18 protein-coding genes are annotated in these 20,057 nt (G+C 73.4%); 11 read left to right on the top strand and 7 right to left on the bottom strand.

The annotated features are described in order from the left end of the window. The first annotated feature begins 79 nt into the window (after nucleotides 1–79). The 3 genes from ACFY1P_RS31840 to ACFY1P_RS31830 all read left to right on the top strand — a co-directional run bounded on the left by ACFY1P_RS31840 (nucleotide 80) and on the right by ACFY1P_RS31830 (nucleotide 3,916). Entirely contained in the window at nucleotides 80–772 is a 693-nt protein-coding gene (locus ACFY1P_RS31840) for a metal-dependent transcriptional regulator (protein WP_361530934.1), read from the top strand. 746 nt (nucleotides 773–1,518) lie between these two features. Continuing rightward, entirely contained in the window at nucleotides 1,519–2,376 is an 858-nt protein-coding gene (locus ACFY1P_RS31835) for an alpha/beta fold hydrolase (protein WP_390752583.1), read from the top strand. A gap of 130 nt (nucleotides 2,377–2,506) precedes the next feature. After that, entirely contained in the window at nucleotides 2,507–3,916 is a 1,410-nt protein-coding gene (locus ACFY1P_RS31830; protein WP_390752582.1) for an FAD-dependent monooxygenase, read from the top strand. 47 nt (nucleotides 3,917–3,963) lie between these two features. Here the strand turns inward: ACFY1P_RS31830 and ACFY1P_RS31825 are convergent, their stop codons facing one another. Next, on the bottom strand, nucleotides 3,964–4,635 hold the full coding sequence (locus tag ACFY1P_RS31825; protein ID WP_390752581.1) for a bifunctional DNA primase/polymerase: 672 nt from the start codon (nucleotides 4,633–4,635) through the stop codon (nucleotides 3,964–3,966). Nucleotides 4,636–4,964: 329 nt separating this feature from the next. Between ACFY1P_RS31825 and ACFY1P_RS31820 the strand changes: the two genes are divergently transcribed. Beyond that, entirely contained in the window at nucleotides 4,965–6,371 is a 1,407-nt protein-coding gene (locus ACFY1P_RS31820) for a transcriptional regulator (RefSeq protein WP_361535640.1), read from the top strand. A gap of 718 nt (nucleotides 6,372–7,089) precedes the next feature. On the opposite strand, the gene ACFY1P_RS31815 is transcribed toward ACFY1P_RS31820, so the two are convergent. Beyond that, on the bottom strand, nucleotides 7,090–7,392 hold the full coding sequence (locus ACFY1P_RS31815; RefSeq protein WP_116213435.1) for a hypothetical protein: 303 nt from the start codon (nucleotides 7,390–7,392) through the stop codon (nucleotides 7,090–7,092). Between the two features lie 515 nt (nucleotides 7,393–7,907). Here ACFY1P_RS31815 and ACFY1P_RS31810 point away from each other — a divergent pair. The 3 genes from ACFY1P_RS31810 (at nucleotide 7,908) to purU (ending at nucleotide 10,828) form a co-directional block, all read left to right on the top strand. Then, a complete protein-coding gene (locus tag ACFY1P_RS31810) occupies nucleotides 7,908–9,320 on the top strand; it encodes a hypothetical protein (RefSeq protein WP_361533807.1) in 1,413 nt (470 codons plus the stop codon). 126 nt (nucleotides 9,321–9,446) lie between these two features. Then, nucleotides 9,447–9,884, top strand: coding sequence for a hypothetical protein (locus ACFY1P_RS31805; RefSeq protein WP_361533828.1), 438 nt, complete (start codon nucleotides 9,447–9,449; stop codon nucleotides 9,882–9,884). 59 nt (nucleotides 9,885–9,943) lie between these two features. After that, nucleotides 9,944–10,828, top strand: a complete 885-nt coding sequence (purU, locus tag ACFY1P_RS31800) for a formyltetrahydrofolate deformylase (RefSeq protein ID WP_361533810.1) — start codon at nucleotides 9,944–9,946, stop codon at nucleotides 10,826–10,828. A gap of 28 nt (nucleotides 10,829–10,856) precedes the next feature. On the opposite strand, the gene ACFY1P_RS31795 is transcribed toward purU, so the two are convergent. Both ACFY1P_RS31795 and ACFY1P_RS31790 read right to left on the bottom strand, forming a co-directional pair. Then, complete coding sequence (locus ACFY1P_RS31795) at nucleotides 10,857–11,996, bottom strand: maleylpyruvate isomerase N-terminal domain-containing protein (RefSeq protein ID WP_361533813.1); 1,140 nt, start codon at nucleotides 11,994–11,996, stop codon at nucleotides 10,857–10,859. Further along, on the bottom strand, nucleotides 11,993–12,565 hold the full coding sequence (locus ACFY1P_RS31790) for a sigma-70 family RNA polymerase sigma factor (RefSeq protein WP_361533816.1): 573 nt from the start codon (nucleotides 12,563–12,565) through the stop codon (nucleotides 11,993–11,995). The genes ACFY1P_RS31795 and ACFY1P_RS31790 overlap by 4 nt, the downstream gene beginning before the upstream one ends. 398 nt (nucleotides 12,566–12,963) lie before the next feature. Here ACFY1P_RS31790 and ACFY1P_RS31785 point away from each other — a divergent pair, with 398 nt between their 5' ends. Continuing rightward, the gene (locus tag ACFY1P_RS31785; protein ID WP_361533819.1) at nucleotides 12,964–13,332 is read left to right on the top strand and encodes an STAS domain-containing protein; all 369 of its coding nucleotides are present in this window, start codon (nucleotides 12,964–12,966) and stop codon (nucleotides 13,330–13,332) included. A gap of 38 nt (nucleotides 13,333–13,370) precedes the next feature. On the opposite strand, the gene ACFY1P_RS31780 is transcribed toward ACFY1P_RS31785, so the two are convergent. Together ACFY1P_RS31780 and ACFY1P_RS31775 are read right to left on the bottom strand one after the other, a co-directional pair. Beyond that, nucleotides 13,371–14,519, bottom strand: a complete 1,149-nt coding sequence (locus tag ACFY1P_RS31780) for a sensor histidine kinase (RefSeq protein WP_390752580.1) — start codon at nucleotides 14,517–14,519, stop codon at nucleotides 13,371–13,373. Nucleotides 14,520–14,571: 52 nt separating this feature from the next. After that, a complete protein-coding gene (locus tag ACFY1P_RS31775) occupies nucleotides 14,572–15,267 on the bottom strand; it encodes a response regulator transcription factor (RefSeq protein ID WP_361533825.1) in 696 nt (231 codons plus the stop codon). A 228-nt stretch (nucleotides 15,268–15,495) separates the two neighbouring features. Here ACFY1P_RS31775 and ACFY1P_RS31770 point away from each other — a divergent pair, with 228 nt between their 5' ends. After that, nucleotides 15,496–15,651 (top strand): hypothetical protein, encoded by a 156-nt coding sequence (locus tag ACFY1P_RS31770; protein WP_390752579.1) that lies wholly within the window; start codon nucleotides 15,496–15,498, stop codon nucleotides 15,649–15,651. Here the strand turns inward: ACFY1P_RS31770 and ACFY1P_RS31765 are convergent. Beyond that, the gene (locus ACFY1P_RS31765) at nucleotides 15,648–17,009 is read right to left on the bottom strand and encodes a helix-turn-helix transcriptional regulator (RefSeq protein WP_361533156.1); all 1,362 of its coding nucleotides are present in this window, start codon (nucleotides 17,007–17,009) and stop codon (nucleotides 15,648–15,650) included. The genes ACFY1P_RS31770 and ACFY1P_RS31765 overlap by 4 nt on opposite strands. 168 nt (nucleotides 17,010–17,177) lie before the next feature. Between ACFY1P_RS31765 and ACFY1P_RS31760 the strand changes: the two genes are divergently transcribed. Further along, entirely contained in the window at nucleotides 17,178–18,518 is a 1,341-nt protein-coding gene (locus ACFY1P_RS31760; protein WP_361533130.1) for an alpha/beta fold hydrolase, read from the top strand. 208 nt (nucleotides 18,519–18,726) lie between these two features. Further along, the gene (locus ACFY1P_RS31755; protein WP_390752578.1) at nucleotides 18,727–20,016 is read left to right on the top strand and encodes a M64 family metallopeptidase; all 1,290 of its coding nucleotides are present in this window, start codon (nucleotides 18,727–18,729) and stop codon (nucleotides 20,014–20,016) included. Nucleotides 20,017–20,057 lie beyond the last annotated feature (41 nt).

Here is a 20,057-nt window from a genome sequence, read left to right as displayed (position 1 = left end):
CGCCGCCCGCGGCACCGTTGTCAGTGATATGCGTCAGAATTGAGTCCAGGGCCAGCGCACGACTTATCAAGGGGCACGCATGTCCGGACTGATCGACACCACGGAGATGTATCTCCGCACCATTCTCGAGCTCGAGGAGGAGGGTGTGGTCCCCATGCGTGCCCGCATCGCCGAGCGGCTCGACCAGAGCGGCCCGACGGTGAGCCAGACAGTGGCCCGCATGGAGCGCGACGGCCTGGTCTCGGTCGCGGGCGACCGGCACCTGGAGCTCACCGAGGAGGGCCGCCGGCTGGCCACGCGCGTCATGCGCAAGCACCGGCTCGCGGAGTGCCTGCTCGTCGACGTGATCGGCCTCGAGTGGGAGCAGGTGCACGCCGAGGCGTGCCGCTGGGAGCACGTGATGAGCGAGGCGGTGGAGCGGCGCGTGCTGGAGCTGCTGCGCCACCCCACGGAGTCGCCGTACGGCAACCCCATCCCGGGCCTGGAGGAGCTGGGCGAGAAGCCCGAGCCGGACCCCTTCCTCAACGACGGCATGGTCAGCCTGATGGACCTGGAGCCGGGCTCCGAGGGCAAGACCGTCGTCGTCCGCCGCATCGGCGAGCCGATCCAGACGGACCCCCAGCTGATGTACACGCTGCGCCGGGCGGGAGTGCAGCCGGGCGCGGTCGTCAGCGTGACGGAGTCCGCGGGCGGCGTGCTCGTCGGCAGCGGCGGTGAGGCGGCGGAGCTGGAGGCGGACATCGCCACGCACGTGTTCGTGGCGAAGCGGTAGTTCCGGCGGTGGTGGCGGTTGGACTGCTGCCTGTTGTCGACTGAGGGGCTTCACCCCGGGCCCCTGACCGCGCTTCGCGCGGTGTCCTCAAGCTCCCCCAGCTACCTCCCCCAGACTCCGTCCGGGGGTGCCCCCAGAGGTGCCCCCAACGGGCTGAGTGTGCGGGCCGCTGTTGTCGGGTGCGGGGGCCGGTTCGCGCCTGCGGCGGGCGGCCTCAAGCGTCGGCCGGGCTGATCGTGCCGGGCCGCCGGGTTACGGACTACGGTCCGCAATCCAGCCTGTCCGGCGATTGAGGACGGGCCCGCAGGGCGCTCCCGCCGCAGGCGGCAACGGACCCGCGGACAACGGTCAACTCCAGCCCGGAGTCCGCGTATAGGGCGCGAAGCGGCTCGCCTCATGCCACGCTGGCGCTGACGCATATGCGCGGTGCGCCGTCGTCCTGGGGAGGGGGCTGCGATGAGGTCCGTGGCCGGGCATGGCGAGGGCCCCGGAGCTCTCACGAGCTGCCGGGGCCCTGCCTCCCCATGTACCCCCGTGGCGACCCGGAGCCCCGAGCTCCCAGGGTCCGCCCCGTGGACCTTCTTCCCCGAGCGGTCCACGCCCAGGTCGATTACTCCCCTGGGCGCCGCCGGTCAACCCTTCAGCAAGGTCACTCGAACGAGGGGTGTTGCGCACGACAGCCGAGTTTTCGAATGCCAGTTCTATACGGTGGAGCTGCTCGGGGGAGAAAAGGGGGTGCCAGGCTCATGGCGAGGCGTATCGACGTGAGGGGAGGCGGCGGAGTCCGGCTCGCCGCCTGGGAGTTCGCCGACCCGCCGAAGGCGGAGGGCGGCCCCGAGGGTGCGGTGCTGCTGCTCCACGGCCTGATGGGCCGCGCCGCGCACTGGGCGGATACGGCCCGCTGGCTCTCCACCCGCCACCGCGCGGTCGCCCTCGACCTGCGGGGCCACGGCCGCAGCGAGCGCCCCGTCGACGGCCCCTTCACCCGCGAGGCGTATGTCGCCGACGCCCAGGCCGCCGTCGAGCAGCTCGGGCTCGCGCCCGTCACCCTCGTCGGTCACGCCATGGGCGCCCTCGTCGCCTGGCAGCTCGCCGCCCGCCGCCCCGATCTGGTGCGGGCCCTGGTGATCTGCGAGATGCGGGCCTCCGCGCTGGGGGTGGCGGGTCGGCGGGAGTGGGGCGAGTGGTTCAACTCCTGGCCCGTGCCCTTCGCCACGCTCGCGGACGTCCGCAAGTGGTTCGGGGAGGACGACCCGGCCCTGGAGCGCCCCAAGCCGGCCCGCGGCGATTTCTATGCCGAGGTGATGGCGGAGCGCTCCGACGGCTGGCGCCCGGTCTTCTCCCGCCGCCAGATGCTGCTCGCACGCGAGACGTACGCGCGCGACGCGCACTGGGAGGATCTGGCGCTGGTGCAGTGCCCGACGCTGGTCGTCCGCGGGCTCGACGGCGAGCTGGGGCGGGCCGAGGCGCAGGAGATGGTGCGGGTGCTCCCGCGCGGGGTCTATGCCGAGGTCCACGACGCCGGGCACTTCGTCCACTACGACCAGCCGGACGCCTGGCGGCGCGAGGTCGAGCGCTTCCTGGAAGCGGCGCTCCCGGCGTAGCCGGGCACCCTTCCCGGCTTCCGTCCGGCCCTCGCCCATTTAATTCAACGAGCGTTGACATAATTCGGGTGCGGGTGTCCACTGGGAGTACGGCTCACCGAGCACTGACCGTGCACACCGAGGAGATGCCATGTCCTCCCAGCTGCCTTCCGCGTCCCTGTCCGCCGATGTCCTCGTCGTCGGCGCCGGTCCCACCGGCCTGCTGCTCGCGGGGGATCTCGCCGCCGCCGGAGTGCGGGTCACGCTGCTGGAGCGGCGGGCCGAGGAGTCCAATCTGACCAGGGCGTTCGCGGTGCACGCGCGCACCCTGGAGCAGTTCGACGCCCGGGGCGTCGCCGAACGACTGCTGGCCACCGGGGTGTTCACCGCCTCCCTGCGCTTCTTCGGCCGGGTCCGGGTCGACCTCTCCCGGCTGCAAACCCGTTTCCCGGGCGTGCTGCTGACCCCGCAGTACGAGACGGAGCGCGTCCTGGAGGAGCGTGCCCTCGCCCTCGGTGCGGTGATCAGGCGGGGCGCCGAGGTGACCGGCGTCCGCCAGGACGCCGACGGTGTGGACGTGGACGTACGCGAGGAGGGCGCCGAGAGCCGGCTGCGCGCGGCGTATGTGGTGGGGGCCGACGGGGTGCACAGCGCCGTGCGGAAGGCGCTGGGGATGCCCTTCCCGGGGAAGGGCATCCTGCGGTCCGTGATGCTCGCGGACGTCCGGGTCGAGTCCGAGCCGGAGGAGCTGCCCGCCTTCCAGGCCGGGTCCGGCGGCTTCGCGTTCCTGGTGCCGTTCGGTGACGGGTGGTACCGCGCCATCGCCTGGAAGCGCGGCAGCGACCTGCCCTCCGGCGCCCCCGTGGACATGGACGAGCTGCGGGCCGTCACCCGGGACGCGTTCGGCACCGACTTCGGGATGCACGACGTCCGTTGGACCTCGCGCTTCCACAGCGACGAGCGGCAGGTGCCGCGCTACCGCGACGGCCGGGTCTTCCTCGCGGGCGATGCCGCGCACGTCCACTCGCCCGCCGGGGGCATGGGGATGAACGCCGGCATCCAGGACGCCGCCAACCTCGGCTGGAAGCTCGCCGCCGTCCTCCAGGGCCGGGCGGACGAGGCGCTGCTCGACAGCTATCACGACGAACGCCACCCGGTCGGCAAGCTGACCCTCCGCCTCAGCGGCGCCATCCTGCACACCGCCCTCCTCGGCTCACCCGCCGCCCGCGCCCTGCGCGACCTCGCGGCCGGTGCCGTCGGCGTCCTGCCCTCCGCGCTGGACCGCGGCGCGGGCCTGGTGTCCGGCATCGGCATCGACTACCCCGCCCCGCCCGGGGCCCACCCGATGACCGGCCACCGCGCCCCCGACCTCCCCCTGGCCGAGACGGCCGACGGCCCGTCGAGGCTCTACGAAGCGCTGCGCGCCGGACGGCACGTACGCGTCCTGCCGCGCGGCGCGAAGGCCGGGCCCGAGCCGGACGTCACCACGGTCACCCGCGCCGACGCGCTCCCGGTGACCCTGCTCGTGCGCCCGGACGGGCATGTGGCGGAGGCTTCCTGACCGGCGCCCGGCGCAGGTGCGGAAAACGGGGGCGCGTCGGGGGCGCGTCACCTGCGCCGGGCGTCCGCCGCGTCCCGCCCACACGCGTACGCCAGTGAGCTGACCAGCTCCTCGGCGTCGGGGAGCCAGCGGTTGGCGGCGGTGGGTTCGCGCGCCCACAGCACCGAGCCGCGCGAGCCCATGCGGGTCGGCGGTGCGACGACGTAGTCCCCCTCGCCGCGGGCGACCAGGTCGAGCGTGGAGGGGTGCCAGCCGAGCTTCCGCGCGAGGTCGCCGACCTTCAGCGCCCCACCGGGCAGCACGAAGAACAGCATCCGTCCGTACGGTGTGCAGGTGACGGGACCGAGCGGGGTGCCCATGCGCTCCATGCGGGCGAGCGCCAGGCAGCCGGCGGTGTCCGGGACGTCCAGCGCGTCGAACGTGCGCCCCGTCGGCAGCAGGACCGAGGAGCCGGGCTGCCGCGCCCACATCCGGCGGGCGGCGACGGCACTCCCGGTGGCCTGGGTCGCCCAGTCGGGGCGGGCGGGGTGCGCGCCCGGGGCGGGGCAGCCGAGTTCGCCGCACGAGCAGCGCTCCCGGCCCTCCTCGGCCTCCAGCCAGGTGCCGGCGAAGACGTCCCAGTGCCGTTCTTCCGCGTACCGGACAGCCGCGTCGAGCAGCCGCTCGCCGCGCTGTTGGGGGACGAGCGGTGCTCCTACTACTCCGATGGTCTCTTCCACGTCCTTCACAACTCCCCTTGTCACGAGGGGTTACGGCTCAGGGTCATGCTTGTCCGTCGCGGTCGGATATGCACATGGGGCGCACGGATGCATGTACGGGGGCGCAGGTGCGGGTCCCCCGCCGCAGGTGGGTAGCCACCTGCGAGGCGAAAGGGCGAGACAGTCATTGTTTGGCCATTACCGCCTTTGCTGTCATTACCGTTAAGTCCGCATTCTCCGGACATTCAGGGGGCAAAGATCACAGGGGAAGGCGCTCTCAGCAGCTGTCTCAGCTTCTCCGCACCTCGCGGCGCGAGCCGCGAACGCTTAGCAGTCTCAGGGGGTACAGCATGGCCGCACGGCCACTCGTGGCGCGGCAGCCGAACGAACGGCTGCAAGCACTCATCCAGGAAGCAGCCTGCTCCAACGCCGGGTTGGCGCGCCGCGTCAACATGTGCGGTGCCGAGCACGGCCTCGACCTGCGGTACGACAAAACATCCGTAGCCCGCTGGCTCCGTGGCCAGCAGCCCCGCGGCCGCGCACCCGGCATCATCGCCGAGGCGCTCGGCCGCAAGCTCGGACGCACGGTCACGATCGACGAGATCGGCATGGCCAACGGCAAGAACCTCGCGTCCGGCGTCGGCCTCCAGTTCTCCCCGACCGTACTGGGAGCCATCGAGCAGGTCTGCGAACTGTGGCGCAGCGACGTCGGACGGCGGGACTTCCTCAGCGGCACGTCCGTGGCGTCCTCCGCCCTCGTCGAGCCCAGCCGCGACTGGCTGATCACCGGCGCCGACCCCCAGGTCGCGCGCAACGCCGGGGCCCGCGTGGGCGCCTCGGACGTCGAGGCCGTACGCGCGACCACGGACGCCCTCGTCGAGCTCGACCACCGTTACGGCAGCGGACACGTCCGGCCCGTCGTCGTCCACTACCTCAACAGCGTCGTCTCCGGGCTGCTCGCCGGCTCCTACCGGGAATCCGTCGGGCGGGAACTCTTCGCCGCCGTCGCCCGGTTGACCGAGCTCGCCGGCTACATGGCCGTCGACACCGGCCAGCCGGGGCTCGCGCAGCGTTACTACATCCAGGCCCTGCGGCTCGCCCAGGCCGCCGGGGACCGCGGCTACGGCGGCTATGTACTGGCCGCCGGCATGAGCCACCTCGCCGCCTCCCTCGGCAACCCGCGGGAGATCGCCCAACTCGCCAAGGCCGCGCAGGAAGGGGCGCGGGGGCAGGTCACGCCGCGGGCCGAGGCGATGTTCTGCGCGGCGGAGGCCCGGGGGCACGCGCTGATGGGGGACGCGCGTGCCTTCCAGACCGCCGCCGGGCGTGCCCTGAACCACCTCGAACAGGCCGGGGCCGCCGGGGCCGACGCCGCCGGCAAGGGCACCGGCGACGATCCGCCGTGGATCCGCCACTTCGACCACGCCTATCTCGCCGACGAACTCGCCCACTGCCACCGCGACCTCGGCCAGGCCGACCAGGCCCGCCGCCAGGCGGAGGACGCCATCGCGGGCCACCCCGAGGGGCGGGTCCGCCGCCGCGCCATCGGGATGCTGCTCCTGGCCACCGCGCAGGTCCAGCAGCGTGACGTCGACGAGGCGTGCGCGACGGGCACCCGGGCGCTGGAACTGCTCGGTACGTTGCGGTCCAACCGGGGGGCGGAGTATCTGGACGACTTCCAGCAGAGGCTGGCGCCTTATCGGGAGGAGCCGGTGGTGCGGGAGTTCGGGGCGCGGTTGGAGGTGGCGGCGGCGTAGGTGGCAGGCTGCTGCCCCTGCTTTTGGGTGCGGGTTGTGTTGCGGCTGGGGTGGGGTGGCCTCAATCGCCGGCCGGGCTGGGTTGGTGGTGGGTGCCGGGGGTGGGGCCTCCGGGCTGGGGACCTGGAACGCGGTGCGGGCACCGTGCCTCGTATTGAGTGCCGTGAAGTCGCACCGCGTTCCAGAACCCCACCCTCCGACCCCACCCCCTCCCGCCGGTGGGCGACATCGGGTCGTGGGGTGCGCCATTCTTTCTTTTCGCCCGTCCGGGGCGCTCATTCCAGCCCGGGCACGCCAGCTTTTCTTTCAGCCCGTTGGGGGCACCTCTGGGGGCACCCCCGGACGGAGTCTGGGGGAGGTAGCTGGGGGAGTTTGAGGACGCGGCCGCAGGCCGCTCCCGCCGTAGGCGGCAACGGGCCTGAGGCTCGGGGTCTGGGGCGGATCCCCAGTTCCGGGGTGCGCCGTTCTTTTCAGCCCGTCCGGCGCTTGAGGACACCGCGCGGAGCGCGGTCAGGGGGTCTGGGGGCTTGCCCCCAGTTTCGGGAAGGGGCGGGATAGGGGGAAGAAGCCCGCCGCAGGCGCAACGGGCCCGCACCCAGTGGGCTGGGGCAGCGCCCCCCACGCGGCGGAGCCGCACATCAGATACAGCCGGGAAGGGGCGGGGCAGGGCGGGGAAAAGCCCGCCGCCGGCGCGGCGCGGCGGGCCCATTCGTCCGGCTCAGCCGTCGGGGTTGGCTTCCAAGCAGGTCAGTTCGATGCTGTCGATCACGGCCTCGTTCGTCTGGTGGGTGAGGTGGGCGACGTTCTCGATACCGACCGCCATCCACCCCGACAGGCTCATGATGAGTACGCGCAGACCGTCCGTGCCATGTTTGGCGAGCACCTCGTCGGCGACCCGCATGGCCTCCTCGGGCACCCGCTCGGCCGGTTCGAGTCCGACGACCTTTCGCATCAGGCCGATCGTGGTGTGGGAGATCTCCGGTGCGATCGCCCGCAGCCGCCGGTCCTCCTCCTCGTCCACTCTTCCCCTCCTTCTGCGCATGATTCCTGGCTACTTGGGAGCACCGTAGGGCAACCCGCAATGCCCCGCACTCCGGCTTGACAAGCCGTACCCGCACCGTCCCCCCACACAGGGAAGGCGGGTCGCCCCTCGAGCCCGACAGGCGTGAACGGGCCTCATCCCTCCAGCCCGGCCGGCGTTTGAGGCTGCCCGTCGGAGGCGTGAACGGACCCGTACTCGAATTGGCGGGCCGTGCCCCTGTCCCGGCCTCATCCTTCCGGCCTGACCGGCGTTTGAGGCTGCCCGTCGGAGGCGTGAATCGACCCGTGCCCGAATTGGCGGGCCGTGCCCCTGTCCCGGCCTCATCCCTCCAGCCCGGCCGGCGCTCGAGGCTGCCCGCCGCAGGCGTGAATCGGCCCGCACCAAAAAGAACGAGCCGCCCCCATCCCCGCCCCCGCACCCAGCGGACATGGCACCGCCGCCCGGCGACCCGGTAGCGTGAGCCGACGCCAAGTCCCGTACAACTAGGAGTCCCGGTGACGCAGAGCGGACAGGGAAACGTGCCGCAGCCTCCCGCGCAGGCCCCGCGCGAGGGTGTTGTGCTGCCCGCTCAGCAGGAGTCCGCCGAGCGGCGGGGCGCCGGTCAGCAGGCTCCGGCACCGGGGCGGCCGTGGGGGCAGCCCTGGGGGCCGGACGCGCAGCGTGCGCCGCTGCCGCCGGAGATGCCGCCGGGCGCGCCGCTGCCGCCCGCCCAGGCGCCCGGTGCCTCGGAGGCCACGCAGTACCTCCCGCCGGTCCAGGACCCGGCCTCGGACAACGAGGCGACGCGGTACATACCGCCCGTGGGCGGCGGGCCGCTGCCCGACGCCGCGGGCGCGGCGACGCAGTATCTGCCGCCCGTGCCCGCGAGCCCGCAGGGGGACGCCACGCAGCTCCTGCCTCCGCAGCCGGGCGGGTCGGAGCTTCCGCAGTACCTGCCGCCGGTCGACAACGGCGCGGCCACGCAGTACCTCCCGCCGGTGCAGGAGGCGGGCTCGACGCAGTATCTGCCTCCGGTGACCAACGAGGCGGCCACGCAGTACCTGCCGCCGGTGTCGTCCGGTCCGCCCATACCCCCGGCCGGCGGTGCGGCCTTCGCGCAGGCGGGGGAGCGGCCGCCGCCGGCCGAGTTCGACGGGCTGTTCCGCGGGAGCGGTGCCGCGGAGCCGTCCCAGGGGCACCGGCAGGCGCCGCCGCCGCGTGGGCCGCACGCGGGTCCGCCGCCCCAGCCCCAGCCTCCCGCGCCGCGCAGGAAGAAGCTGCCGACCGCCGCGATCGTCGGGATCGTCGTGGCGGCCTGTGCCGCGGCCGGGCTCGGTGCCGGTGCGCTGCTCAGCGGTGGTGGCGACGACAAGAAGAGCGATCAGCAGAACACGGCGTCGAGCTCGTCCGCCCCCGGCTCCGGTCCGGCCGCCGACGACGGCAAGAAGGACCCGGAGGCCAAGGCCGACGACCCGGCGCTCGCGCAGGCGAAGGCGCTCGACGCGCTCCTGAAGGACAGCAACAACAGCCGTGACGCCGTCATCAGGGCGGTCGACGCGATCCGCAATTGCAAGGACCTCGACACGTCGGGGAACGACCTGCGGGACGCGGCGAAGCAGCGTGACGGCCTGGTGACCCGGCTCCAGCAGACATCGATCGACAAGCTTCCGGACAGCGCGGAGCTGTCGGCGCAGCTGACGAAGGCCTGGCAGTCGTCCTCGGCCGCGGACAGCCACTACGCGGCGTGGGCGGGTCAGGCGGGCGGCAAGGGCGGCTGCGTCAAGGGCCACGCCAAGCCGACGGGTGATGCCGCGGCGGGTGACAAGGCGAGCGGCGACGCCACGGCGGCCAAGAAGAAGGCGGCCGACCTGTGGAACCCGATCGCGAGGAAATACCACCTGTCCCAGCACCAGTGGACCCAGCTGTAGCACCGCCGGTCCGCCGCCGGGCCCGGACCCCTGACCGGGGGCACGGAGGGGGAACGTACGATCGAGCGTGTGACAGCTTCGGAGAAGTCTCCCCGCCGCGGCCGCCGCTCGACCACCATGGACGGCATGCCGCTCAATGACATGCCGTGGTGGCGCTGGCGCGCAAACGTACGCTCCGCGCTGCACATGCTCTCCGACCCGGTGTTCCAGCAGGAGTGCTGGCTGACCGGGCGCGCGGGTTTCGGGGACGTGACCGACGCCGTCTACCGGCTGGTCGAGGACACCTGGCTGGACAACTGGTCGGCCGAGAAGTACCTCGGGACGATCTTCCGGGACGCCGCCGAGGTCGCCGTCGTCGACGTCGCCGTGCTGCGGGTCCTGCGGATCATGCACCAGGTGGGGGCCGACGCCCCGGTCTCGGCGTATCTGGAGCACCACGGCTGGCCGGACGCCGTACGGGCCGCCCGCGAGGCGCACGTCCGGCTGGCGGCGAACGACGGTGACGATCCGGACGTCCCGCCCCGTTCGCTGGACGTCCTGGCCCTGGCCACCGGCGCCCGCTGAGCGGGCCGGGCGGCCGGCGCGGTCAGGAGGGGCCGCCGGGTGTGCGACGCTATTGGGCTATGAACGCCTCGCAGTCCCCTGTCACCGAAGGGGCCCCGGAACAGTACGTGCTCACCCTCTCCTGCCCGGACAAGAAGGGCATCGTGCACGCGGTGTCCAGCTATCTCTTCATGACCGGCTGCAACATCGAGGACAGCCAGCAGTTCGGCGACCGTGACACCGGGCTCTTCTTCATGCGCGTGCACTTCGGTGCGGACGCGCCGGTGACGCTGGAGAAGCTGCGGGCCAGCTTCGCGGCGATCGGTGACTCCTTCGCGATGGACTGGCAGATCCACCGGGCCGACGAGAAGATGCGCATCGTCCTGATGGTGTCCAAGTTCGGGCACTGCCTCAACGACCTGCTGTTCCGCTCGCGGATCGGCGCGCTGCCGGTCGAGATCGCGGCGGTCGTCTCCAACCACACCGACTTCGCCGAGCTCGTCGGCTCCTACGGCATCCCCTTCCACCACATCCCGGTGACGAAGGACAACAAGGCCGAGGCCGAGGCCCGGCTGCTGGAGCTCGTGCAGGCGGAGAACGTCGAGCTGGTCGTGCTGGCGCGCTATATGCAGGTGCTCTCGGACGACCTGTGCAAGGTGCTCTCAGGCAAGATCATCAACATCCACCACTCGTTCCTGCCGAGCTTCAAGGGCGCCCGCCCGTACCACCAGGCGCACGCGCGTGGTGTGAAGCTGATCGGTGCCACCGCACACTACGTGACCGCCGACCTCGACGAGGGCCCGATCATCGAGCAGGAGGTCGAGCGCGTCGGTCACGGCGTCACGCCCGACCAGCTGGTGGCGATCGGCCGCGACGTGGAGTGCCAGGCGTTGGCCCGCGCGGTGAAGTGGCACAGCGAGCACCGCGTCCTCCTCAACGGCCGGCGGACGGTCGTCTTCGCCTAGTCCCCCGGCCGGTGGCTGCCCTCTCCCGTCACAGCCGGGAGAGGGAGGCCGTGGCCAGGAGGACGTCGTCGATCGCCTCGCCGTCGCCGGTGCGGCCCACGGCCACGTCCTTCGGGGGTATGTGGCCGGCGGCCAGCCGGCAGAACTCGACGCCGTCCAGTGCGACGTGGGCCACCGTCCCTTCGGGTGAACCGAGGGCGCCAGGGGAGTCCAGCGGGACGTACCAGTGGCCGCCGCCGCTGCCCTCGACCTCCAGGTGGAGCGTGCGGCCCGGGGCGCCCGCCGCGACCAGGGTGCGGGCCGGCGGGGCGAGCCCGGCGCGGCGGCGGCCGGCCAGGGCGGCGGGCAGCATCCGCGCCGCCAGGCCCACCATGTGCTTGAGGTGGCCGGGCGCGGGCGGGTCGTAGGGATAGTCGACGGCCTCGGCGATGTCCGAGGCGTGCACCCAGCACTCGAAGGCGCGGTCGACGAGGGAGTCGCGCAGGGGCAGGCTGAACGCGCCGTAGGGCACCGGCAGCTCCGCCACCTCGTCGGCGGCGAAGGACACGCTGCGGATCAGCGCGGTGCTCTGCTCGCGCCAGGCGCCGCGCGCCGTGCCGGGGCTGTGCCGGTCGGGAGCGCCGGCGGCCGCCTGCTGGGCCCAGAGCACCTCGGTGCGCTCCGTGGGCGAGCGGCTGGCGCCGGGGCCGAGGGGGTCCGGGAGGCCGAGCGCGGCGGAGACGAGGCCGTCCACGGCCGTGAGGTGGCTGATCACGGCGGCCGCGGTGAGGTCGCGGGCCATGCTCCGCTCGCCGTCGAACCACCTCAGCCGCACCGGAGCCCGCCACTCCGCCTCGCCGATGTCACGCAGCAGGGCGTCGAGCCGGGCCGTCTCCGCGTCGTACGGCGCGGCCCACTCCGGCACCGGGATCCGGGCCGGGCGGCGCCCCAGGCAGGAGGCGAGCACCCGGGAGCGCAGCCTCGGGTCGAGGTCGAGGCTGTCCTCGGGGTGCAGCAGGGCGACCGCGTCCCGCAGCCGCACGGCTTCGTCCGCGCAGGTGGCGCAGTCGGTCAGGTGCTCCTCGACGGCGGCCGTCTCCTCGCCGGAGCAGGCGGCCAGCGCCCAGGCGCCGAGCAGCGACTTCAGCACCTTGTGGGTCGCCCGGGACCCGGCCGCGGCGCCGCTCATCGCGCTCCTCCGTGGGTACGGGGCGCGGTCACGACGCGGGGCCCGTGGTGCGCGGTGGAGAGCAGTTGCAGCCCGAGGCGCAGTCGGCGGCGGGCCTCGTCCTCGGTGACGCCGAGCTGGGCGGCGGCCTGGCGGTAGTCGAGGCGGCGCAGGTAGGCGAGGTCCAGTGCGGCGCGCAGCGGGGCGGGCATGGAGGTGACGATGTAGTCGGCGCGGGCGGCGGCGGAGGCCGCGCGGACCTTCTCCTCGATCTCCTCCGGGCCGCTCCGGTCGTCGTCGCTCTGCGCCTGCCGGAGCCGCTCGACGGCCTGCTGGTGGGTGAGGGAGGCGATCCAGGAGCGCAGGGAGCCCTGCTTGGGGTCGTAGGCGCCGGGGTGCTCCCAGACATAGCCGAAGACCTCGCGGGTGACCCGGTCGGCGCCGCTCTCGTCGCCGAGCACGCGGTGGGCCTGGGTGTGGACGAGCGTGGCGAAGCGGTCGTAGAGCTCGCCGAGCGCCGCCGCCTCACCGTGCGCGAGCCGCTGTTGCATCTTGCGGTCCCACTTGGGTGGTGCTGCGTCGGTCGTCATGCCGCCCCTCCTTACGTGCGCCCGGTCGTCCCCGCGTGGCTCTCGTACTGATGATCGCTCGTGCTTGTGCGCGGCGTCACATGCTTTCCGAATGTAGTTGCCGGGTGTGACATCGCAGACGCGTTTGCCGCAAAGGTGGCCCCGCCGCGGCTGCGGATGGTATTGCCGCGGTCACGTTCCGCACCATTGTCCGATCGTTATAGATCGTGCGTGCGCGAATGTGCCGATGTGTTATGCGTGTGTGACCGGATCTATGAGAATTGCGGGTTCGAGCTGGGCATAGGCTCGATGAGGGCCGGCTGGCGCTGTGGCGTTTCACGGGGGAGCGGTCGGGCAGCCGCATCCGAGGAAGGGTCCGTTCCGGGGAACGAGAGACCGAGCGAAGGGGCTTCGAGCGCGTGACGCTGAAGGTGAAGGACGCCGACCAGGGGGACTGGGCAGTCCTCCTGGTATCCGGTGAGATGGACCTGGTGACGTCGCCGGTGGTCCGGCAACGCGTGCACGACGCGGTCGCCGACGGCCGCCGCCGTCTGGTGCTCGACCTGGCCGAGGTGCGCTTCTGCGACTCCAGCGGCGTCGGCGTGCTGATCGCCGCGCGTCGTCTGATGCGCTCCTGTCAGGGCCGGCTGAGACTCATCCTGCCCGAGCAGGGCGGCGCGGACGGATCACACGTCAACAGGGTCCTCGCGGCGCTCGGGGTGCGCCGTCTCTTCGACATCTACCCCGATCTGGCGGCGGCGACGCACGAAGAGCCGCTCTCCGCATAGCGGTTGCCCGGCTGCCTGAAGCCCGACGTGCCCCGGCCCTACCCTTCCAGGGGGAGTTCCGCCCGTACGACGAATCCCCCGTCCTCCGTCCGGTGCGCCAGGAGCGTTCCGCCGAGGCTCTGCGCGCGCTCGCGCAGGCCCACCAGCCCGTGGCCGCCGCCCGGCAGGTCCGGCGCGGCCGCGGCCGCGTCCGGCGGGCCGTTGCGGATCTCGACCAGCAGCCGGGGCGCCGCCGTCGCCGTGCCCGTCTCGGCCACGCGCACGCGTACGCGCGCGCCGGGCGCGTGCTTACGGGCGTTGGTCAGCGCCTCCTGGACCGTCCGGAAGGCCGCGCGCTCCACGGCCTCCGAGCGCTCCGCCGCCGGGTCGCACCCGCTCTCGTACGCGACGTCCAGCGCGCTCAGTTCGATCAGCCGCGGCAGATCGGCGAGGCTCGGCTGCGGGGTGAGCTCCTCGGTGTCCGCGCCCGCCGCGCGCAGGATGCCGACCATGTGGCGGAGCTCCTCCAGGGTGCGCACGGACAGTTCGCGGATCTTCGTGGCTCCCTCGCGCGCCCGCTCCTCCCGCGTGCTGATCTGCACGGCGCCCGCCTGAAGGCTGATCAGACTGACCTGGTGGGCGACGACGTCATGCATCTCCCGCGCCAGCCGGGCGCGTTCGGTGGCCAGCACCTGGTCGGCGAGGAGCCGGTCCTCGCGGGCGCGGCTGCGGGTCAGTTCGTCGAGCCGGGCGGCGAGTTCGCGGCGGGTGCGGGTGAGCAGTCCGAGCGCGATGGGGGTCGCGGCGGTGACCAGCGCGTCGACGAGCAGCAGGGCGGTCTGGCGGCGGTCGGAGAAGGAGAGCTCGGTGGCCGGGAACGGCAGGAAGTGCGCGACGGCCAGCAGCAGTCCGGTGACGGCGAGCAGCCGGCGGTCGGGGCGGCGGACGGCCACGGTGTAGAGGGCGATCATCGGCGCGAACCAGATGTAGCCGATGTAGATGCCCGGCAGCGTGGCCAGGAAGACGGTGACGGGGAACCGCCGCCGCCACAGCAGCGCCACCGCCGCGAGCAGCGAGACGCCCATGCCCCGGCCGAATCCGGCGCCGTTGACGAGCAGCGCGTCGACCGTCGCCAGCAGCGCGGGCACGAGGACGGGCGCGGCCTCGCGCGCACCGGCGGGCACCCGGTGCCACGCTCTCCCGGTCACCGGCCGCCCCGCCCGGCCGTGCTCGCGCCGCCGGGGCGGGCCGCGGCGCGCCTCATCGCGGGTGTCCCGGCGCCGGGCGCGGGCCGCGGCCGGGCGTGGGGTGCGGGGTCGTCACCAGGCCCGCGCGGTCGGCGACGATCGCGGCCTGGACGCGGTTGAGGCCGCCCAGCTTGCCGAGGACGGCCCGCACGTGGTCCTTGACCGTGCTGGGGGCCAGCCCCATGCGTTCGGCGATCTGGGGGTTGGCCAGGCCCGCGCCGAGGTGGGTGAGGACCTCGCGCTCGCGCGGGGTCAGCGTGGCCACCGCCCGCGCGGCCGTCGACTCGGACTCCGCGGCGAGATAGCCGCCGATGACCGCGCGCGTCACGCCCGGGTCGAGGACGCTGCCCCCGGCCGCGAGGGTGCGTACGGCCTGGACGAGCTGCTCCGGGTCGGTGTCCTTGAGCAGGAAGCCGGTGGCCCCGCCGCGCAGTGCCGCGGCGAGGTACTCGTTGGCGTCGAAGGTGGTGAGCATGGCCACGGCGGGCGGCCGCGGGAGGTCGCGCAGGGAGCGCAGCACGGTCAGGCCGTCGACGTCGGGCATCCGGATGTCGAGCAGGACGACGTCCGGGGCGCAGCCGAGCACGGTGTCCACGGCCTCGCCCCCGCCGCAGTCCGCGACGACCTCGATGTCCGGGGCCGTGCCCAGGATCATCCGCAGCCCGGACCGGACGAGCTGCTCGTCGTCCACCACCGCAACACGGATCACCGACCGCTACCTCTTCCTGTCAGCTCTGTTCAGCCGGACCGCCCGGGTGCCTCCGGGGGCCGGCCGGTCTCCAGCCTGCCGCACCGTTCGGCGAGGACGGCTAGAAACGGAGCGTAAGGCTCCAGTCGTCGGTTTGTCCGCTCCGTGCGGCACCCCCGCCGACCGGAGGGGGTCCGCCGGGACCCCGGACGGATACCGTCCGGGCACACCACCGGGCAGAGTGACTCCATGCTGCACCATGCCGGGGCCGGGTCCGGACGCCCGGCCGCCGGTGGCGCGCCCGTGCGGCCGCGGGCGGTGCGGCGGCTCGCGGTCGCGGACCGCCGCGTCCCCCACAAGCGGCGGCCCGCGCACCGCGCGCCGCCGCCCGCGGTGGCCCGCTAAAGCGCCCCGCCCCGGAAGGGCGGCTCGGTGGGCGCGGGACCCAGCGTCGTCGTCCCCGGCGCCGCGCGGTGCCCCAGGCCCGTGCGGTACGCGTCCAGCGCCGCCTCCGTCCGGCCCGTACGCCGCAGCAGGTCACCCAGCAGGCGGCACAGGTCCGCCAGGTCGCCCGCGGCCCCCGTGCGCTCCAGGAGGGACAGGGCGGAGCAGTAGTGCTCCTCCGCCGTCTCGTGCTCCCCGCGCTCCTCCGCGATGAGGCCCAGCAGCCGGTGCGCGCCGCCCGCGTGGACGGCGCCCCGCTCGGCACCCAGCGCCGAGGGCGACAGCAGGGGCCGCAGCAGCCGCTCCGCCTCGTCCGTCCTGCCGCGCCGCCGCAGCACGTCCGCCAGCTCCACCTCGACCTGCACGGTGAACAGCGCGGCCCGCTTGGACGCCAGCATGTCCCGGGCCGTGCGCAGCTCGCTCTCGGCGCCCTCCAGGTCGCCGTCCTGCGCGCGGACGTAACCGCGCATCCAGTGGCAGTGGGCCAGTTCCGTACGGATGTGCAGCTGGAGGTAGAGCTCCTGCGCCTTCGCCAGGGACGCGTCGGCCTCGGCGGTGCGCCCCTCGGCGATCAGCGTACGGGCCACCCCCCGGTGCATCCCCGCGACGAGCGCCGGGTCCTCCACCTTCGGCGCGAGGGCCAGCGCGAGCTCGGCGGCGTGCGCGGCGCGGGCGTGCGCCCCCATGTCCATATAGGGCGCGATGGACGCCGTGTAGAGGAGCAGCAGCGCGTCCGGGTCGTGCAGCCCCGAGGCGTTCAGTTCGTCGACGGCACTCTCCAGCAGATAGCAGGCGTAGCGCAGTTCACCGGCGAGCAGGTGCGCGGTGGCGCGCCCCCGGAGGGCGGGGACGCGGCGCGGCAACGGCTCGTCCGCGAGGAGCTGTTCGGCGGCGGTGAAGTGCTCGCGCGCCTCGGTGAGGTCGCCCGTCTCCAGGGCGCAGTCCCCGAGGCCCAGGAGCGCGGCGCTCTGCTCGGGCACGAGCGCCAGCCCGGCGGCCTCCTCGCGCAGCGCGCCGAACAGCTCGGCGGCGTCCCGCGCGGCGCCCGTGGCCAGCGTCCGCCGGGCGTCCGTGAGCCGCATCCGCAAGCCCGTCGCCAGGTGCGGCGGGCGGCCGGTGGCGAGCTCCTCGACCGTCGTGCCGAGCCGCTCGGCGAGGTGGCGCAGCGCGTTCTCCGAGGGACGCACCCGCCCGGCCTCCAGGGTGGAGACGTACGCGGCGGTATAGGCGGGCTCGGCGAGCTGGCGCTGGGTGAGGCCCTTCTGCGTGCGCAGCCGCAGCACGCGCCGCCCTATGTCCAAGGGCTCGTCCGCCCGCATGCCCTGGGTGCTGTTCTCGGCCACTGGTGCCCCTCGATAAGTTACGCCGTGCGACGCACGCGTGAGCCGGACCCCGCCGGGCCCGCTCACCGCTGTCCGATGTCCTACTGATGCCTGTCCGATGTCCGGCCGACACCTGGCGGGCCCGTTCACATGAGGGTGGAAAGCATGCCGGAGACCGTCCGCGGAGCGGCTGTCACGACGGGAACAGCTGGTGCGGCCACCTTCCGGCAGCCCGGACTCGTCCTCACCGATCACCACTTCGACGTGCCCCTCGACCACGCCGACCCCGGCGGCGAGACCATCCGCCTCTACGCCCGCGAGGTCGTCGCCACCCGCCACGAGCACGACGACCTGCCGTGGCTGGTCTACCTCCAGGGCGGGCCCGGCTTCGCGGCGGGCCGCCCGCTCGGCCGGGAGAACTGGCTGGACCGCGCCCTGGAGGACTACCGCGTCCTGCTGCTCGACCAGCGCGGAACCGGACGCTCCACACCCGCCGACCGCCAGACGCTCCCGCTCCGCGGCACGCCCGCCGAACAGGCCGACTACCTCGCCCACTTCCGGGCCGACTCCATCGTCCGCGACTGCGAGCTCATCCGCCCCCGGCTGACCGGCGGGCGGCCCTGGACCGTGCTCGGCCAGAGCTTCGGCGGCTTCTGCGCGGTGACCTACCTCTCGTACGCCCCCGAGGGGCTCGCCGAGGTGATCATCACTGGCGGCCTGCCCTCGCTCGACGCCGACCCGGACGAGGTCTACCGCGCCGCCTATCCGCGCATGGAGCGCAAGAACCTCGCGCACTACGCGCGTTACCCCGGCGACGAGGCGGCCGCCCGGCGCATCGCGGCCCACCTCGCCGAGCGCGAGGAGGTGCTGCCCGACGGCACCCTCCTGACCGTCGAGGCGTTCCAGCAGCTCGGCATCCTGCTCGGCACCGGCGACGGCTCGCACCGGCTGCACTACCTCCTGGAGGACGCCTTCGTCGACACGGTCGCAGGGCCCCGCCTGTCCGACGCCTTCGCGGAGGCGGTCGCCGCGGTGCTCTCCCGCGCCCACTGCCCGCTCTACGCGATCCTCCATGAGGCCATCTATGCCCAGGACGGGCGCGCGACGCACTGGTCCGCCGAGCGCGTGCGCGCCGAATTCCCGCAGTTCGACCAGCACTTCGAGCCCGGTGCGCGCTTCCTCTTCACCGGTGAGACCGTCCACCCCTGGATGCTGCGCACCCACCCCGCGCTGCGCCCCCTGCGGCACACCGCGGAACTCCTCGCCGAACGCAAGGGCTGGACGCCCCTCTACGACCCCGACCGTCTCGCTCGCAACACCGTCCCCGTGGCCGCCGCGATCTACCACGACGACCTCTACGTCGACACCGGACACTCCCTGCGCACCGCCCGCGCCATCGGCGGCCTGCGCACCTGGGTCACCGACGAATACGAGCACGACGGCGTGCGGGCGAGCGGGCGCGTGGTGCTGGACCGGCTGCTGACGCTCGTGCGCGACGAGGGGTGACCAAGGCGCTTCAGGCTGATACGGACCGGCGGGTGGCCGTACCGGAGTGATAACTCCCCGTGACCCGGCGGAAGTTCCCGCGACTTCTCGAGCCATCACTCGCGTCACGGCCATTGCCCCCGTCCTCCCGAACCCCTACGTTGAGCGGCACCTTAACTCGACTTAACCCGCCGCTTACAGCGCGGCGGGGATTCGGGAGGAACCCCCCATGCGCAGACGAATATCCCTCGCGGCCGGCGCGGCCGCCCTGACGGCGGCGCTGGCCGCCACGGCCGCTCCGGCGGCCTCCGGCGCCACACCACGGCCCGAACGCTCCCAGCAGGTCGAATACTTCGGCCCCGACGGCCACCCCCGCCACACCACGGTGCCCGCGTCTCCCGCACCGCCCCGCTCCCTGGCGCCGTCCGTGCGCGGCGACGGCGACGTCACCTCGATCGTCCGCAACGGCCCGGTCGGCAGCAAGCTCGACGTCGTCTTCGTCGGTGACGGCTACACCGCCGCCCAGCAGGGCGACTTCCACACCGCCGTCCGCGCCAAGTGGGCGAAGATGTCCGCCGTCGAGCCCTACGCCTCGTACAAGAACCTGTTCAACGTGTGGGCCGTGGACGCCGTCTCCCACGACTCCGGCGTCTCCGGCGACCCGGGCAAGGACGTGGTCAAGGACACCGCGCTCCGCTCCGCCTTCTTCTGCGACGGCGTCGAGCGGCTGCTGTGTGTCGACACCGGCAGGGTCGAGTCGTACGCCGCGAAGGCGCCCGCGGCCGACCTCGCCGTGGTCCTGTCCAACTCCACCAAATACGGTGGCGCGGGCTACAACGACGTGGTCTCCAAGGTGGGTTACGACGGGATCGCCACCGCCTCATCGGACAACGCCAAGTCCGACCAGATCGCTGTCCACGAGACCGGCCACTCCCTGGGGAAGCTCGCGGACGAGTACCAGTACGACGACAACGGCACCTACACCGGCACCGAACCGGGCCAGGCGAACATCACGAAGCTCACCGCCGACGAGATGACCGCACAGCGGCAGAAGTGGTACCGCTGGATCGGCCGGACCTCACCGGACGGCGGCACGGTCGGCGCGTACGAGGGCGGCGGCTACTACCCCAAGGGCCTCTTCCGGCCCACCGAGAACTCGATCATGCGCACCCTGGGGCACGAGTTCAACCTGCCCGGCCGCGAGGCCATGATCGCCGGGTTCTACCGGCACGCGAGCGTGCTGACGAGCGACCGCCGCACGGACGCCGCTGTCGGCCGGAACGAGCACATCACCGTACGGCCGGCCGTGAACAGCGCGGTCGTCCGGTGGTACGTCGACGGGCGCGAGGTCACCGGCGCGCGCGGGCGGCTGTCGGTGACGCCCCGCACGCTGGGCGTCCCTGTGGACCACCGGGCGCACACGGTGTCGGCCCGGGCGGCGGACGGCACGGACGCCGTGCGCGACCCGCTGCTGCGGGAGCGGATGCGGACCTCACTGGCCTGGGAGACCGCGCGCTGAACCGATGCGTGGCCCGAGCGGCGCGGCATAGGACAGGATCC

Source organism: Streptomyces sp. NPDC001407 (assembly GCF_042895325.1).
GTDB lineage: Bacteria > Actinomycetota > Actinomycetes > Streptomycetales > Streptomycetaceae > Streptomyces.
This window is presented reverse-complemented; position numbering and strand designations above follow the sequence as displayed.